Below are 15,423 nucleotides of genomic sequence, written 5' to 3'. Positions count from 1 at the left end.
AGCGCGGGCTCCCCGGTCATCGTCCGCGTCGCAGAGCGGTTCAAGGATCTCAAAACGACCTTAATCAGTTGCTACGGCCGCTCGCTTGGGAGACCATGCGGCGATTTATCATGAGCATCCGAAACACGACTCTGGTCCCGGTAATGGTGGTGGGCGTCGCGCTCCTGGCCTGCAAGAAGGAAGAAGAAAAAGCCCCGGCGGCAAGCGCGGCTCCGGCGGCCACGCCGGCCGCCACGGCGAGCGCCGGCAAGCCGAGCTTCGAAGAACAAGTCGCCCAGTCCAAGCCGGTGGTGGCGTCGCCCGCGGACCAGCCGATGGGCACGATCACCGTGAAGGCGGAGGTGTGCAGCATCGAGGGCGGTGGCCCCTTGGGCAATAGCCGCACGCGCGTGATGCCGTCCATCGCGATTCAGGGCAACCGCGCCTACGTGGCGGACGCGGACGAGAAGTTGCGCGCATACGACATTTCCACCAGCGGCGGCTGCAAGCTCACCCCCGTGAAGGACTTCGGCACCGACGGCGTGATGACCACGGACCCCAAGACGCGCACCGTGAGCGCCTCCAAGAACCTGGTGGTGGCCTCCAACGGCGTGTTCGGAAGCACCGTGCTGAAGGACGGCAAGGTCTTCTACAAGTGTGACGCTCGGCCCCAGGGGTACGTCGCCATCCATCCCTCCGGCAAGTGGGGCATCGGTAGCTTTGCCAACGCGACCACCGCCAAGGTGAGCTTCTCCGATACCACGTGCACCAGCGAGCCCTGGGTGCTGCAAGACCTGAGCAAGCCCAATCGCAAGGGCGATCTGCAGAACGTGAACAGCATCGGTTTCATGGGGGACACGGTGCTGGTGGGCGGCGTCGTCGCCAAGGACAAGAACCCGAAGGAGCCGCGGGTGGTGATCGCCATGACGGCCGCGGGCAAGGAGCTCTTCCGCCTGGGCAACCTGGACAAGAGCTTCGCGGACGACGGCCTGGGCTGGGTGCACGCTTCCAGCGGCTGCAGCGCGGGCATCTGCGTGCTGGACGCGAACTACAAGAAGCTCGTGGTGTGGAGCAGCACGGGAAAGTTCGTCGGCAAGGTCGAGCTGGACAAGTTGTTCGGGCTCAAGTCCGCGTGGATCCCGTCCTTCGCGGTGGCGCCGGACAAGTCGCTCTACTTCGCGGTGGGGGCCGATCGCGGTGACAGCAAGGTGGCCGAGGGCCTGGTGTTCCGCGTCACGGGTCTTTAGAGCCGTCGGCGTCGGGCCAAGCCCAAGAGCCCGAGCACCAGCCACGCGCCGGCACCGCTCGGCGCGCGCTGGGTGCGGCAGCCGCAACCGCCGTCGTCTTCTGTCGGCTTCGCGGACGCGCTGCCGCCGGTGGAAGCGCCGGCGCTGCCGCCAACGCCGCTGATCCCGGCGCCGCCGCCCCAGCCGCTGCCGGCCGTGCCGAAGCTCAGAGTGTAGCTCCGTTCGGCGTGGCCCACGTCGTTGTCGACCCGCGCGCTGATCTCGACGGGCGCGGCCAAGGACTCCACGGTCACCTCGCCGCTCTGCTCGTCGATCGTCACGCCGGCGGGGGACTTCGGCAGTGACCACAGCAGCGGCGCGTCTCCCGTCGCCGTGAGCGTGGTCTGATACGCCCCCGCGCTCGTCGGCTCCGGCAAGCTGGTCGTGGTGATCGCCGGCGCTTCCGTGGCCGCGCTCTTCCACACCTCGATACCTTCGCTCGCCACGAAGCTGTCGGTGAATTGATACAGCGCCTGACCCTTGTAGTACGCGAAGAACAACTTGGGATCGAACGGCACGTACGCGAGGCTCTCCGCGGATGCGGGCGCCAGCGTCTGCTGGAAGTGATACGCGGCGCCGTCCCACTGCTCCACCTGGGTGGCCTTCCAGGCGCGGTAGCGCACCGCCATCACGCTGCTCTTGGTGGAGTCCGGCGCGGGGTACACCAGGTTGGCGCCGAAGGCCGTCGCCTTCTGGTAGTCGCCCTTGTCGCTCCAGTCCGCGACGTAGAAGCCGTGCCCGGTGACGGCAGGCGCCGTCGTGGCCAGCGACGCGAGCCCGTACACCACGCTGGCGCTGCCCTTCGTCACGTCGCGATACAGGTTCGCCGCCGTGGGCCACGCTCCGGGGCAGTACGGAACGAGGCCGAGCCACGCGCCCAGCTGCATCTGATACGTGTTCGTCCCACCGCCGCCGTCCACCAGATCCTTTGCCGTGTTGGTGTCCACGTGCACGTGATCCAAGAGCGTGCGGCACAAGCGGGTCATGTCGCTCGCGTCGAACACCAAACCGGCCTCGAAGCTCTTCACCGCGAAGTCCACGTTGATGGCCGCGTGAGAAATGTCCTCGCCCTTGCCGCTGGACCACGCCTGCCCGGAGTAGGTCCAGGCGTAGGCGGTGCCGTTCTTGCTCATGCGGTTCTTCAGGTAGCGCGATAGGCCCTCCGCGCGGTCGCGGTACTTGGTGTCGCCGGTGAGCTGCCACAGCGCGAGCTCCGCCCGACCGAGGGCGTTCATCATGTTCAGCGGCAAAGGGCCACCCGCGAACGACGTGAACGTGGCTTTGGCCTCCGCGATGTAATGCATCTCGCCGCTGCCCGGTCCCGAGACCAGATCTGCGTCGAACACGTCCACGGCTTCGATGAGCTTTGGCTTCGCCGCGTCCGCGATGCTCTGCACGGTCCCGAGCCCCTCCACGGAAAGCTCCGCGTGCTCGGGGTGCTCCGCCACCAGCCCCACGAACTCGATCATGGGCGCCAGCAGCATGCCGCTGTGCACCGCCCAACAGTACGGTTCCTTGCCGGCGCCCGAATACTTCGTCGCCTGCCAGCACTCGCGGCTGCGTCCCAAGAAGTCCTTCACGCCGCGGGCCGCGTCCGTCGCGTCCAGCATGCCCTGGACTTCCCGCGCCAGTGCCACCAACAGCGCCGGATCGTGCGTCGTGCGGTACAGCGCCACCCGCGACATCATCAGGTAGCTCTCGCCCCAGCCGAGAACACCGTTCTCGTTGGTGTCCCCCAGGTAGCCGTCACCGCCGTTGATGGCGCTCAGCGCCGCCGGCACTCGCGAACGAAACGTCGCCCCCTCGGCGTGCCCCTGCTGCGACGAACCCAGCACCGAAACCGCCACCCACAGCGCGACCTTCCACCGCATGCCCACATCCTATCACTCGCTGCTCTTGTTGGTCCGCCGCGGGCCCATCGCGGCACGCCTCAACCCGCTAGCTCTTGGAGCAGGGCCGCAGCGCTCTCGTGCTTGGACGTCATGAGTCGCTCCGCCACGTGGCGGGCGCTCGCCTTGACCAGCGAGCGCGTGGGGCGGGAAAGCCCGGAATACGAAGCCTCCAGCGCGCTGGGCTCCAGCGCGGCGAGCGCCGCAAAGAGCACTGCTGCTTGCATGCGATCCTTCTGGACCTTGTCCCGAGACCGCGAACGCAGCTGCGAAAGCACCATCTTGTGCCACGCGAAGATCTCCGGGCGAGGAACGTTGACAGGGATCACACTGGACTTGCCCAGTACGACCGAGTGCTCCACGTGCTCCAGGAGCCAGGCGAAGTGAGGCAGCGCCGTTGCATGGGCCGAAAGCTCGGGGATCGCCAGCACGCCGATGCTGGTTCGCCGCGTGGGTGCCAGTAGATCGATGCGAAGGGGGTCTGCCCCCGCGGGCTTGAAGGAAGTCGGCGGCTTCTTTCCGAACTGGGAAACGGGCAGCAGCTCGAGACCGGAATCCTTCAACATCTCCTCGAACGACCTCAGCTCCGGCAGCGCCAGAGACCGGGGCCGGGCGAGATCCACGTCGTTCGTCGCGTAGCCGGCAGCGCGGACACCCAGCTCGTTCAAGAGCGCGCCGTAGGCGTGAGAGCCCACCAAGACGGTACCGGCTTCGAAGAGGCCATTGTCGAAGAGGGCCGAAAGGATGGCGTCCGTTCTCGAGTCTACGCGCGCGTAGCCGGCGCGCGCCAGAATGCGCGCGCGGGCGAGCAGAGCGTTGGCTTCTTCGATTCGCTCCGACGTAGTCTGCGCTGCGCGCTCGGCTTCGTCGGCGCCCACCGGGCCAATGTAGTCCGCCGCCTTCTTGCCGTTGGGGTCGTAGTACTGCCGGTAGTAGAACCCACGCCCGGTCACCGTGCGAATCGTGACGGAACCGGGGGTGCCGACGAATACGGAGTGCTGCTCCTGCGCCAAGCGCTTGAGCTCCGAATACTCCGTCTGGAGAGAGAGTGGGTGGGTCGTGAACAGGCGGGCCACTTTGTTCTCTATTTTGCATTGCAGAGAACAATTCTCGAACTTCCAGAGCGTTCGTCCAGCGACTACCCCCCCGCGCGTTTCACGCTTGGTTCCGCGGCGAACCAGCATGATCTGGACCCCTTGTTTGCTCTCGGGGGTCGCGGCACTGTCAGCGGGTGACCGTCAGCGAGCCGGAAGACACGTCCCCCGTGGTGGACGGCAGTGTGCTGGCAAGCGAAGAGACGCGCACTCGGCGTGGAGCGCTGCGCGCGGTGTTCTTCGCGCTGGTCGTGTTCATCGCCATCGTGGCATTGATGCCGAACAAGACCGGCCTCACCTGGACGCTGCTCGGCATCTACACCGCGGCGGCGGTGGCGCTCCTGATCCTGATCGTGGCGACGCGGCATCGCGCCTATGGCGATGGCACGTCCACCGTGATTGGCCTCGTGGTGGTGGTGTTGGTGCTCGGGTCGTGCGTGTACTTTGGTCTCGTAGGTGGGCCCACGGTGATCTTGCCGGCCATCGTGTACTACTACGGCCTCGGGGATTCGAAGACGCGGCGGCGCGTGGTAGCCGCGGTGGCCATCCTTGGTTACCTGGCGCTCTCCGCGCTGGTCGTGCTCCACGTGGTGCCGCCCACCGGCATGATCCCTTCGGAAGTGTTCCTGGGCGGTCGCCACGTGATCTTCACCGCGCTCAGCGTGGCGACGCTGCTCGTGGTCACCTACTGGCTCTCGTCCCGCGGGCGGCGCAACACGCTGCTCGCGATGGCGGAGCTCGAGCGAGCGCGCCGCGGGATCCGCCAGCGCGACGCGCTGCTGCACGAAGCGCGGGACGACCTGGATCGCGCCGTGGCTGGCGCCCGCATGGGGCGACTGACGGGGCGTAGCGTCGATGGCTACGTGCTCGACAGCGTGATCGGCCGCGGCGCCGTGGGCGAGGTGTATCGCGCCACCAAGGACGGCGCCGAGGTCGCGTTCAAGGTGCTGCTGCCGCACATGACGGAGTCCGACGACCAGGTGGCGCGCTTCTTTCGCGAGGCGCAGATCATCGCCGCGCTCTCGTCACCCCACATTCCGCGGTTGTTCGCCTCCGGCGTGGACGACGACGGCGCGCCGTACCTGGCGCTGGAGCTGCTGCACGGCGCGGACCTGGGGGCCGACCTCCGCCAGCGCAAGTCCCTGACCCTCGACGAGGTCGACACGCTGGTGCAGCACGTGTGCCTGGCGCTGCACGCGGCGCACGAAGCCGGCGTGGTGCATCGCGACATCAAGCCACCGAACTTGTTCCTCACTGCAGACGGCGTGTGGAAGGTGCTCGACTTCGGAGTGTCCACCATGCTGACGAGCGCGGGCACGCTCACGCAAGGGGGCGCCGTGGGCACGCCGTCGTACATGGCGCCGGAGCAGGCCCTGGGCAAGAACGTGGACCGCCGCGCGGACGTGTTCTCCCTGGGCGCGGTGATGTACCGCGTGGTCACCGGGCGGCCGGCGTTCACCGGCACCACGGGGGCGGCGACCATGTACGCCGCCGTCCACGCGCAACCCATCCGCCCGAGCGACCTCGCAGACGTCCCCTCCGACGTGGACGCCGTGCTCGCCCTGGCACTGGCCAAGGATCCGGAGCGCAGGATCGCGTCCGCGGAGCAGCTCGCCGAAGCGTGGCGCGCAGCGCGGCACCAGCGCCTGGACGACGACCTCCGGCGCGACGCCCTGCACCTGCTCTTCGCCGATCCATGGGATGCGAGCCCGCGCTGAGGGCTACGTCGCTCGTCGCCCGCCCCCAAGATTTTCGGGGGGGCTGGCGCGCCGCAATCGGTTGATATGCGTACTAATTTTCGCGCGCCCCAACCCCTGGTTCCAACCCTGCGTCAGCCCTCGTCGCTACCCGCGCTGGCGTGGAGGTGCGCTGGCTCACCCGTTCCTACCCGCAACGGCCTTCTGCTTCGGATCTCAGGGGGGCGGGCGCGCCGCAATCGGTTGATATGCATACTAATCTTCGCGCGCCCCAACCCCTGGCTCTTCCCGTGTGTCAGCCCTCGTTGGTACCCGCGCTGGCGCGGATCATGTCCTGGACAACCTGCGTCACGCCTCGTCGCTACCCGCGCTGGCGCGGATCATATCCTGGGCAAGCTGCGTCAGCCCTCGTCGCCACCCGCGCTGGCGCGGATCATGTCCTGGACAACCTGCGTCAGCCCTCGTCGCTACCCTTCCCCCTGCGTCAGCCCTCGTCGCTACCCTTCCCCCTGCGTTAGCCCTCGTCCCGCTACCCTTCCCCCTGCGTCAGCCCTCGTCGCTACCCGCGCTGGGGCGGAGGTGCGCTGGCTCACCCGCTGCCTAACTGCAACGACCTTCTGCCTTGGATTTCGGGGGGGGGCGGGCGCGCCGAAATCGGTTGATATGCGTACTAATTTTCGCGCGCCCCAACCCCTGGCTCTTCCCGTGTGTCAGCCCTCGTCGCTACCCGCGCTGGCGCGGATCATGTCCTGGACAACCTGCGTCAGCCCTCGTCGCCACCCGCGCTGGCGCGGATCATGTCTTGGACATCGTGCGTCAGCCCTCGTCGCTACCCTTCCCGCGCGTCAGCCCTCGTCGCCACTCGCGCTGGCGCGGATCATGTCTTGGACATCCTGCGTCAGCCCTCGTCGCTACCCTTCCCGCGCGTCAGCCCTCGTCGGTACCCGCGCTGGCGTGGAAGTGCGCTGGCTCACCCGCTGCCTAGCCGCACCGGCCTTCTGCTTCGGATCTCAGGGGGCGGGCGCGCCGAAATCGGTTGATATGCGTACTAATTTTCGCGCGCCCCAACCCCTGGCTCTTCCCGTGTGTCAGCGCCCTCGTCGCTACCCTTCCCGTGCGTCTGCCCTCGTCGCTACCCGCGGCGGCGCGGATCGCGTCCTGGACAAGTTGCGTCAGCCCTCGGCGCTCCGCGCTGGCGCATCACGGTGCGTCAGCCCTCGGCGCTCCGCGCTGGCGCATCACGCTGCGTCAGCCCTCGTCGCTACCCGGCTACGCAACCTGCGTTGCTCTTGTCGCCACCCGCGCTGGCGCGGATCATGTCCTGGACAACCTGCGTCAGCCCTCGTCGCTACCCGGCTGCGCAACCTGCGTTGCTCCTGTCGCTACCCGCGCTGGCGCGGATCATGTCCTGGACAACCTGCGTCAGCCCTCGTCGCCACCCGCGCTGGCGCGGATCATGTCCTGGACAACCTGCGTCAGCCCTCGTCGCTACCGCGCTGGCGCATCACGCTGCGTCAGTCCTCGTCGCTGCCCGCCTCCGCGACCTGCGTTGCCCTTCGTCTACCCTTCCGCCCGCGTCAGCCCTCGTCCGCGCCCGCGCGGAGGTGCCGCTGGCTCACCCGTTGTCAGCTGCAACGGCCTTCTACTCCGGGTTTCGGGGGCCTCGGCGCGCCGAAATCGGTTGATATGCGTACTAATTTCGGGCTCCTTAGCCCTCAACCCTGCCATGTTGCAGGCGATCTCCGCGCACGGCGGAGGTGCCGCTGGCTCACCCGTTGTCAGCTGCAACGGCCTTCTACTCCGGGTTTCGGGGGCCTTGGCGCGCCGAAATCGGTTGATATGCGTACTAATTTTCGGGCTCCTTACCCCTCAAGCCCGCCGGGTTGCAGGCGATCTCCGCGCACGGACGTGCGCTCCCTGGCGCCACCTGCCCATGCCCAGGACGACTTGCGGCACGCTCCGTTGATACGTGCGTTCGCGAGGGGCGATTGCGGAGTTACTCGACGATCTTGTCCGGATCGCCCAGGAACTCGAAGTGCATCGTGTCCTCCAGCTCGTCGTGACCGAGCCAGTGGAAACCGTAGCGCTCGAACACCTCCACCCAGCAGCGCGGCATCTTCATACGCTCGTAGACCGAGCTCACCTTTCTCTTGCAGGCGTCCGCGTCCGGCCAATGTCCGACGCAGTGGCAGCACGGATTCAGATGGGAATCGATGTCCACCGCGATACCGTACAGGTGATTCGAGACTTCGTAGTCCTTGAAGGTGTTGTCCACGCGAATGCCGCCCACGGACTTCGGCTGGTAGGGGTGTTCCGTGCAGTCGCGCCGGAGGGCGGCCTCCACGCACTCGAGGGCCGGGATGATCTTCTCGTGCACCACCACCGGCACACCCATGAACTTGGTGCGCTTGGCGTAGTGGTAGGGCGGGAACTTGTTGTCCCGCCGACTGCCGAAGCCGGACACGTGACCGTACTGCTGCGTGCGATAGTCGACCGAGCGCTTGCGCGCCGCGAAGATGCTGGCGCGCTCCTCCTTGGACGCGCCAATCTTCGCGATCTGATCCTTGCGCAGCAGGAAGTCCTGCGCGGGCTGCTCGCGACAGGTGCGCCCGCTCGCTTGAATCGGCGCGACGGACGCGTGGATCTCGGCCTTTGCTGCGGGAGCCGAGGCCGATGGCGGCGAGGCTACAGGCGGAGTGGGCGCCTTCGGCGTGGGCGCGCTCTCATCCGCCTTCGGCGTGGGCGCGCTCTCATCCGCCTTGGGCTCACTGGCACAACCGAGGGCCAAGAGCGCTATCGCCGCGTATGTCCAAGAGCCACGCACCGCCGCCGATGATAACCGCCCCGATGACGCTTTTGGCGCTCCGTTCGCCGCGAACTTGCCGACGTCCAAGCGCCACGCACCGCCGATGACGCCCGTTCGCCGCGAACTTGCCGACGTCCAAGCGCCACGCACCGCCACCAACGATAACCGCCCCGATGACGCTTTTGGCGCTCAGGTGCCTGACTCTGGGAGGGTGGAACCCCTCGCCTTCAGACGACGCCTTTAGGAGGCTTGCGGTACATTCTACCGGATGAGTGAATGCCGCCGGGCCGCTCATACCGTCTACCGGTTGCGCTACCACTTCGTGTTCTCCACGAAGTACCGCAAGCCGGCGCTCAAGGGGGAGGTGGGTCGGCGCGTGAGCTGATTCGCGAGATATGTCGGACACATGACATCGTCATCGTGAAGGGACATGTCCGGCCAGACCACGTACACCTGCTGGCGCTCCGTTCGCCGCGAACTTGCCGACGTCCAAGCGCCACGCACCGCCGATGACGCTTTTGGCGCTCCGTTCGCCGCGAACTTGCCGACGTCCAAGCGCCACGCACCGCCGATGACGCTTTTGGCGCTCCGTTCGCCGCGAGCTTGCCGGCGCCACGCACCGCCGATGACGGATTTGGCGCTCAGTTCGCCACGAACTTGCCGATGACCCAGTGGGCGTTGTGGCCGTCGATGCCGAGATCGATGACACCCTGCTTCTTGGTGCCGTCGGCTTTCTTGGAGACAACGAACTTGTAGCCCACGGCGGGAACCGCGAACACGTAGTCGATGCCCGCGCCGCCCACCACGGAAGCGCGCGCGTTCAGGGAGCTCGGATCCCATGCGGGGTTACAGCTGTCCTGAGCGCGCGGGCGGTTGAGATCTCCCGTGACCACGACGTTGCGGCCCTTGCCGATCTCGGTGGCGACTTCCGACTTCAGCACCTTCCACGCCTGCTTCCAGTAGTCCTTGCGCTGAGCCACGTTCGATTTGCAGGACCAAGCACCGGCGATGAAATGCGTGTTGATGGTGGAGAGGTTCCGGTTCTTGTGGAACGAAACGACGACGAAGCGCGTCGGGCTCACGCCGGCCCACCCCGGCGAGGCAAATGTGGCGCGCGTGCTGATGGTGTCGTTGGCGCCCTTGGACGTGATGGGCACCTTCACGAGCTCGCTGCCGCCGCCCGGCTTCTTGCCGTTGGGATGTACCGTCTTCCAACCGCCGGCAGTGGTGAAGCGCGCCAAGAGGGCGTTGATCTCGCAGCTGGCTCCGCACGGGTCTCCTTCACCGATCTCTTGCCAACCGATGAACTTGGGACCGCTCTTGCCCCCGATGACGTCTCCGACCTTGTCGAAGACCTTTTGCACGTCGGCCTTGGTGTTGTAGCTCCGCCCAATGTTCGCGGTCGTGTACACCATCTCGACCTGGTACTGAGCCGGCGGTCCGGGATCGGGACCCGGGCCCGGACCCGTACCTGAATCCGTACCCGCCGCAGCGTCCACAGGCTCGGCACCGGAGTCTTCTTGTGGCTGGGCGTCCAGCGCGCCCGCCTCGAAGGTGCCCGGCTCCGCATCCGCGAGCCCGATGCCGCCGTCGTCCGGCGTGCTCTGGGGCGGTCCCTCGTTGGACGCGGCGTCTTCCGCGCCGCCACAAGCGAGCAACACCAGGGCAGCGAGCAGCGCACTTCCCGCGTTCAGATACGACTTCACGATGCGAGCAGGGTATCACTCGACGCGGCTTCGACCAACGGCGTCAGGACTCGTCGCGCGTCTGTGCTACGATTGGAGCATGGGTCGGGGTCTTTCGGTGCGCTGCGTTCGCGTGATCACGCTCACCGTAGCACTGCTCACCATGGTGGTTCCGGTCCACGCCCAGCCGACGCCCACCAACCCGCCAACGACCCAGACGAAGACGCATCCCCGAACCTGGCTCTGGGTGGCGGGTGGAGCGTTCTTCGCCCTGGGCTATGGGCTCGCGTTGGGCACGGCGCTATCCGGCGGCGACGATATTGGTCCCGACGGCAAGTGGACCCTCGGCAACGAGAAGTTGCTGTACATCCCGTTTGCGGGCCCGTTCATGTACGACAGCAGTCGGTGCAATGACGGCGATGAGCGTTTCTCGTCGCACGCGGTGGAAGGCGCGCCGGATCATGCGGACTACTGCGGAAGTTTCTACGGCAACGTCGCAGGCGTGCCTCAGATCCTCGGTGGGCTGATGATCGCGTTGGCTTTTGCCACGCCGCAGCGCTCGGCAGCGACGTCACGCGCGGCCACGCCGCAGCGCTCGGCAGCGACGTCACGTGCGGCCGCGCCGCAGCTCGGATTCAGGGTGCGGCCGGGGGGAGCCGTGTTGGGGCTGAACGGGAGTTTCTGAGACGCGGCTCGCGACGGGGATCGCGCCGGACCAACATCCAAATGCCCAGAGGCATTCACAGGAGTTGGACGAGGCCGCTGGGCCAGGTGCGGAGCGTGAGCTTTTCACCCGCGGAGTGCGTGGCGAGGGCCGCCTCGTTCGGGAGCGGCGCTTCGCGTAGTCCCGCGGGCGTGCGCACGACGACCGTGTACACCTCGACGCGCTGGGCGCGTTCCTGCTCGCCCTTGCCGAGCTTCTTGCCGAGAGCGACCTCCTTGTCCGTAGGCCACTCCGTCTGCGTTCCGGTGCCGTGCTTCTCCAAGGTGCGCTGGGGTGCCCACTCCCACACCGTCCAGGTGAACCAAGCCTGGTTCACGGCGCGCTGGCCGTACTCGGGCACCTCGCGGCTCTTTTGCACCTGCTTGGTGCGCGGCACCTGACGATACTTGGTGACGGAGCAGTAGCGCGTGGTGCAGCTCTGCCCACCACCGCTGCACGACGTGCGGCAAGTAGCAAAGCCGTTGCCGTTGGGAGTGCACACCTCGCGGCAGCTTTGAGGCGTGCTGGTGCAGTCTTGCCCGCACGCCTCTTGCTCCGTGTAGCTCTCGGTGTCGAAGCCGTCCGACTCGGTCACGGTGTAGTGCTCGGTGTGGGAGCCCACTTGCACCGTCTCGTTGTGGTGGAAGCGCTGTCCCGCCGCCTTGACCTCGAGAGCATCTGGCGGGCGGCTCTCGGCAAAGCCCTCTTTGGCGACCTTCTTGTAGCGCTGCACCTCGATGCGATGCTGCCACTTCACTTGCTGCACGGTGCCGTGCACGTCCTCGAAGGGCAGGCGCAAGCGCTCGGCGCTCACCTTCGCCATCTTGTAGATGACCTGAGTCTTGGCTTGGTAGCGCCAGATGCCGCAGGTAATCAGCACGAAGAAGACAAAGCCCACGAGCGCGACGTAGAACGCCATGCGAGCCCAGCGCATGCCGATGGCCACCTTGGCGGCGACGGCGCGCAGGGGGCTCGGCTTCGCATCTCCGGAGGGCGCGCCGCATTGGCGACAGGTTCCATCCGCCCGGCGCTGATCACTGCGACAATATGGACAGCGCCAGTTGGCGCCACCGCGGGCGATGGCGAGCAGCGACGGCTGGGTGACGGTACGCGCCTTGCGGGTGTCCGCCGGCATCTCGTACTTCTCGCTGGCGTCTTTCGCGTCGCCGCAGCTCTGACAGACGGTGTGCCGCCCCAAATTCTGGTAGCCGCACATCGTGCAGCGCCAGGTCATCTCGATCTGCCGCTCGGACACTACTTCGATGATACCAGCGGATGCGGGTAGGTGTACGGCGTGTAGCCGGGCTTGGGCGTGCCGTCCTTCACGGCGTCCCGGCCCCACTGGAAGAAGTCGTCGAAGCTGAAGCCGCAGGGGTTGCCCCAGTTCCAACCAGCGGAAATCTCCTGTGCGCCGGTGTTGCCCCACAGGTAGAGCGGGTCGGTGATGGTCTTTGCACCGTCGTGGCCCTGACCGATCTGGTGCGGCACCGGGTAGCTCGTGTTCGCACAGGAACCCTGAGGGCGATCATCCTCGGCGCCGCGAATGGTGAAGCGGATCTCTTCTTTCTGTCCCCAGTAGGAGCCGGCCAGGTCGTCGATCTGGTTCTCGAAGATCACGCCGGAGCCGCCGCGGATCCAGATGGCCCAGTTCTGGTTGGCGATGGGCTCCGAGCCGCCGAGGTGCTTGAACTGGTTGTCGTACACCTCGAAGTGGCGCACCCCCGCGGGGGACGACGCCCAGCCGTGTGTGTTGAAGGACGAATAGGTGAGCACGTTGTGGCGGTAGACGACACGCGACGCATCGTCCGCGTCGATGCCCTGATTGGTGCCACCGTAGAAGGTGTTGCCTTCCACGTACACGTTCAGCTTTCCGGATGTGTCCTTGTCTCCCAGGCTGTCCGCGCTGGACCAAGAGCCTTCCGCGTCTTGGGTGTCCTTGAGCTGCAAGAAGGAGTCGTCCCACTCCCCGGTGAAATCGTTGGCTGCGATGACCACGCCGCCCACGACGTCGATCAGGAACAGTCCCGATCCGGAGATCGTGAACTCGTTCTTCTCGATCACGACGGGCTCGGCGTTCTTCCAGGATCCGCCGACGGTCCAGCCCTTGCTTTCGTTACCGCCGCCGCTCTTCTCGAAGCTGAAGTCCGACACGCGCACCACACCCGCCGCTTGCTTGGTGAGGGTGTTGTTGCCGCCCAGGGTGATGTTCGTCTGACCCTTTCCGGCGCCCCGCAGGTGCACCGCCTTGTCGAGCGTGAGTCCGGACCAGGTGCAGTCGCCCGCGGGTACGGCCACTTCGTCCCCCACGCCTGCACCGGCGATCGCGCTCTCCACGTCCGCCTGCGCGCACGACGCGGCCGTCACCACGTTGCCCGAGCCACCGCTGCCGCCCGAGCCACTGACACCACCGCTGCCACTGACACCACCGCTGCCGCTCGCCCCACCGTTGCCGCTCACTCCACCGTTGCCGCTCACTCCACCGCTTCCGCTCACTCCACCGCTTCCGCTCGTCCCCGCGGAGCCGCCGCTGCCGCTCGGGGCCGCGCCGTCGTCGCTCCCGCAGCCGAGCATCCCCATCGCCGCAAGCACCCAAAGCCCTCGGTTCATGCACCGAGTATCGCACTATTCGAAGCGAACGGCGGGACGCTCTTCCACCGGCGTCGTCGGCGAGCCCTTCTCGTACCCCACCACGCGGACGTTCACACCCCGGTCGCCGTGTGCTTCGAAGGCGTGGTTCGCCCGCGCTTCGAACTTGTAGCCCTTCAGATAGGCGAACACGCCGTACCCGTGCCCTCGGTACACGAGCAGCACGCCCAGATCGTGATGCCCGGAGCGCACGCTAGTAGTGAGCACCGGAAACGCCTTGCGCTCGAGCAGCGCCGGATCGTTGCTGTCGAACACCAGATCGCCGTCCAGCGCCAGGGCCACGCCCACCAGCCGGAAGCTGCTCGTCATGGCGTTCTGATGCGTCACGCGCAGCGGCACGCCGTACAAGTCCTCCGTGCAGCCGCGCTCCGCCTCGTAGTGCGCGCTCGGCGAGCACGCGATGGCCGGCGGCGCACCGACCTCGCCCGTCGCCACGCGGGGCTTCGGCATGGCGGGCCCGGCCGTGCCGGTGGAGCACGCCGTCGTGATCAGGACACTGGCCAGGGCCTTCTTCGTATTCATGTCGGTCCGCCGCGGAACCTCACCAGCCCACGCGTACGCGCTCGAGCTTGCCGTTCATGAGCGCCCGCTCCGCCACGAACAGAAACACGCTCTGCTCGTCACCCCAGGACATCTTGGCGTGGATGTCCGTGTCGAAAGCAAACAGCACGCGTTCGTTCTTGTTCTGATCCGCGCGGCGTACTCCTCGGACAGCGGGTAGCCGAGCTTCCAGCGCGCGAAGTACTCGTCGGGCTCGTCGGTCAGCATTCGGAGATGCGGATAGCCGAGCGCCCAAGCCAGGTCGTCCTCGGCAGTGAAGCCGAATCCCTTCTTCAAGTAGCGCGCGCCGTAGGCCGCCGTGCCGTGCATCAACGCTCCGACCGCAGCTGTTTTCTTTTTGGAGCGTTTCGCCTGCTTCCCCGCCGATGCCGCCATGGCACGAAGATAGCCGGCGGCGCTGCTTCCGTCACTGCTGTGCGGTGTACTGGATCTTCGTGATCTTCCGGCCTTGGCTGTCGTACGCGTCGTAAAACAGCGCGAGGCCGGTGGTGGAGTCGACGTTCGTGGAAAACTCCGCGCGAAAACGCTCAGCGGCGGCGTCCCAGGTGACGTCCGTTGGCTCGAACTTCCAGTGCCAAGTGCCGCCGACGTCGCGGTAGCCGAAGCACACCTCACCTTGGCCCAAGTTGGACTCGTACTGCGACGGCAGCATCTCGACGCTCAGGGTGGCGACGTGGGCTGAATCCGTGGCGGGAAGGTCGGAGTCCGGGTACTCGACGTGGTCGAGCATCTGCGTGTGTTGTGCGTTGCAATCCGCGTACGTGAAGGGGGCAGCGTACACACCGGGCGCCGTGGCTTCGTACCCCGTGTTCGGAAGCGCGTAGCTCCGCAAGTGATGCGCCAGGTCGACGGAGAACGCCACGTGCTGCCACGCGCTCACCTCGAAACCGCCGCCCACGGTGCCCGTGAAGTCCAGGGTGTACACACCGCCGGGCACCTCCGGCTGTGGATTCATGTGCGGCGCGCCGTCCGTGTCGAGCGTGCTCTTGCCGCCGCACCCGGCGAGCACGAGTGCCAGTGCCGTTACCGCTCGGCCCGCGCCGCCTCCGCCCCGCATGCACCCGACTCTGACCCGAT

The 15,423-nt window shown here is 66.9% G+C and carries 12 protein-coding genes; 4 read left to right on the top strand and 8 right to left on the bottom strand.

The annotated features are described in order from the left end of the window. Nucleotides 1–110 precede the first annotated feature (110 nt). Nucleotides 111–1,226, top strand: coding sequence for a hypothetical protein (locus H6717_30025; GenBank protein ID MCB9581306.1), 1,116 nt, complete (start codon nucleotides 111–113; stop codon nucleotides 1,224–1,226). On the opposite strand, the gene H6717_30020 is transcribed toward H6717_30025, so the two are convergent. After that, on the bottom strand, nucleotides 1,223–3,136 hold the full coding sequence (locus H6717_30020) for a hypothetical protein (protein ID MCB9581305.1): 1,914 nt from the start codon (nucleotides 3,134–3,136) through the stop codon (nucleotides 1,223–1,225). The two genes, H6717_30025 and H6717_30020, sit on opposite strands and share 4 nt — an antisense overlap. Nucleotides 3,137–3,195: 59 nt before the next feature. Beyond that, entirely contained in the window at nucleotides 3,196–4,230 is a 1,035-nt protein-coding gene (locus H6717_30015; protein MCB9581304.1) for a hypothetical protein, read from the bottom strand. Nucleotides 4,231–4,385: 155 nt separating this feature from the next. Between H6717_30015 and H6717_30010 the strand changes: the two genes are divergently transcribed. Next, nucleotides 4,386–5,966, top strand: a complete 1,581-nt coding sequence (locus H6717_30010) for a serine/threonine protein kinase (GenBank protein ID MCB9581303.1) — start codon at nucleotides 4,386–4,388, stop codon at nucleotides 5,964–5,966. A gap of 1,975 nt (nucleotides 5,967–7,941) precedes the next feature. On the opposite strand, the gene H6717_30005 is transcribed toward H6717_30010, so the two are convergent. Further along, entirely contained in the window at nucleotides 7,942–8,769 is an 828-nt protein-coding gene (locus tag H6717_30005; GenBank protein ID MCB9581302.1) for a M15 family metallopeptidase, read from the bottom strand. Between the two features lie 258 nt (nucleotides 8,770–9,027). On the opposite strand from H6717_30005, the gene H6717_30000 reads away from it, so the two are divergent. Continuing rightward, on the top strand, nucleotides 9,028–9,264 hold the full coding sequence (locus tag H6717_30000; protein ID MCB9581301.1) for a transposase: 237 nt from the start codon (nucleotides 9,028–9,030) through the stop codon (nucleotides 9,262–9,264). A gap of 128 nt (nucleotides 9,265–9,392) precedes the next feature. On the opposite strand, the gene H6717_29995 is transcribed toward H6717_30000, so the two are convergent. Next, nucleotides 9,393–10,457, bottom strand: coding sequence for a hypothetical protein (locus tag H6717_29995; GenBank protein MCB9581300.1), 1,065 nt, complete (start codon nucleotides 10,455–10,457; stop codon nucleotides 9,393–9,395). Nucleotides 10,458–10,536: 79 nt separating this feature from the next. Here H6717_29995 and H6717_29990 point away from each other — a divergent pair, with 79 nt between their 5' ends. Then, entirely contained in the window at nucleotides 10,537–11,121 is a 585-nt protein-coding gene (locus H6717_29990) for a hypothetical protein (protein ID MCB9581299.1), read from the top strand. Nucleotides 11,122–11,176: 55 nt separating this feature from the next. Here the strand turns inward: H6717_29990 and H6717_29985 are convergent, their stop codons facing one another. From H6717_29985 to H6717_29970, 4 genes are all read right to left on the bottom strand, one after another. Further along, nucleotides 11,177–12,394, bottom strand: a complete 1,218-nt coding sequence (locus tag H6717_29985) for a hypothetical protein (protein MCB9581298.1) — start codon at nucleotides 12,392–12,394, stop codon at nucleotides 11,177–11,179. Continuing rightward, entirely contained in the window at nucleotides 12,394–13,746 is a 1,353-nt protein-coding gene (locus H6717_29980) for a hypothetical protein (protein MCB9581297.1), read from the bottom strand. Before H6717_29980 ends, H6717_29985 begins: the two co-directional genes overlap by 1 nt. A 15-nt stretch (nucleotides 13,747–13,761) precedes the next feature. After that, nucleotides 13,762–14,307 carry a hypothetical protein gene (locus tag H6717_29975; protein MCB9581296.1) on the bottom strand — a complete coding sequence of 182 codons (546 nt, stop codon included), beginning with the start codon at nucleotides 14,305–14,307 and terminating at the stop codon, nucleotides 13,762–13,764. 445 nt (nucleotides 14,308–14,752) lie between these two features. Continuing rightward, a complete protein-coding gene (locus H6717_29970; GenBank protein MCB9581295.1) occupies nucleotides 14,753–15,355 on the bottom strand; it encodes a hypothetical protein in 603 nt (200 codons plus the stop codon). Nucleotides 15,356–15,423 lie beyond the last annotated feature (68 nt).

The organism is Polyangiaceae bacterium, from assembly GCA_020633235.1.
Lineage (GTDB): Bacteria > Myxococcota_A > Polyangia > Polyangiales > Polyangiaceae > JACKEA01.
Note: the sequence above shows the minus strand (reverse complement) of the source record. Positions and strands in the feature narration are given on the sequence as shown.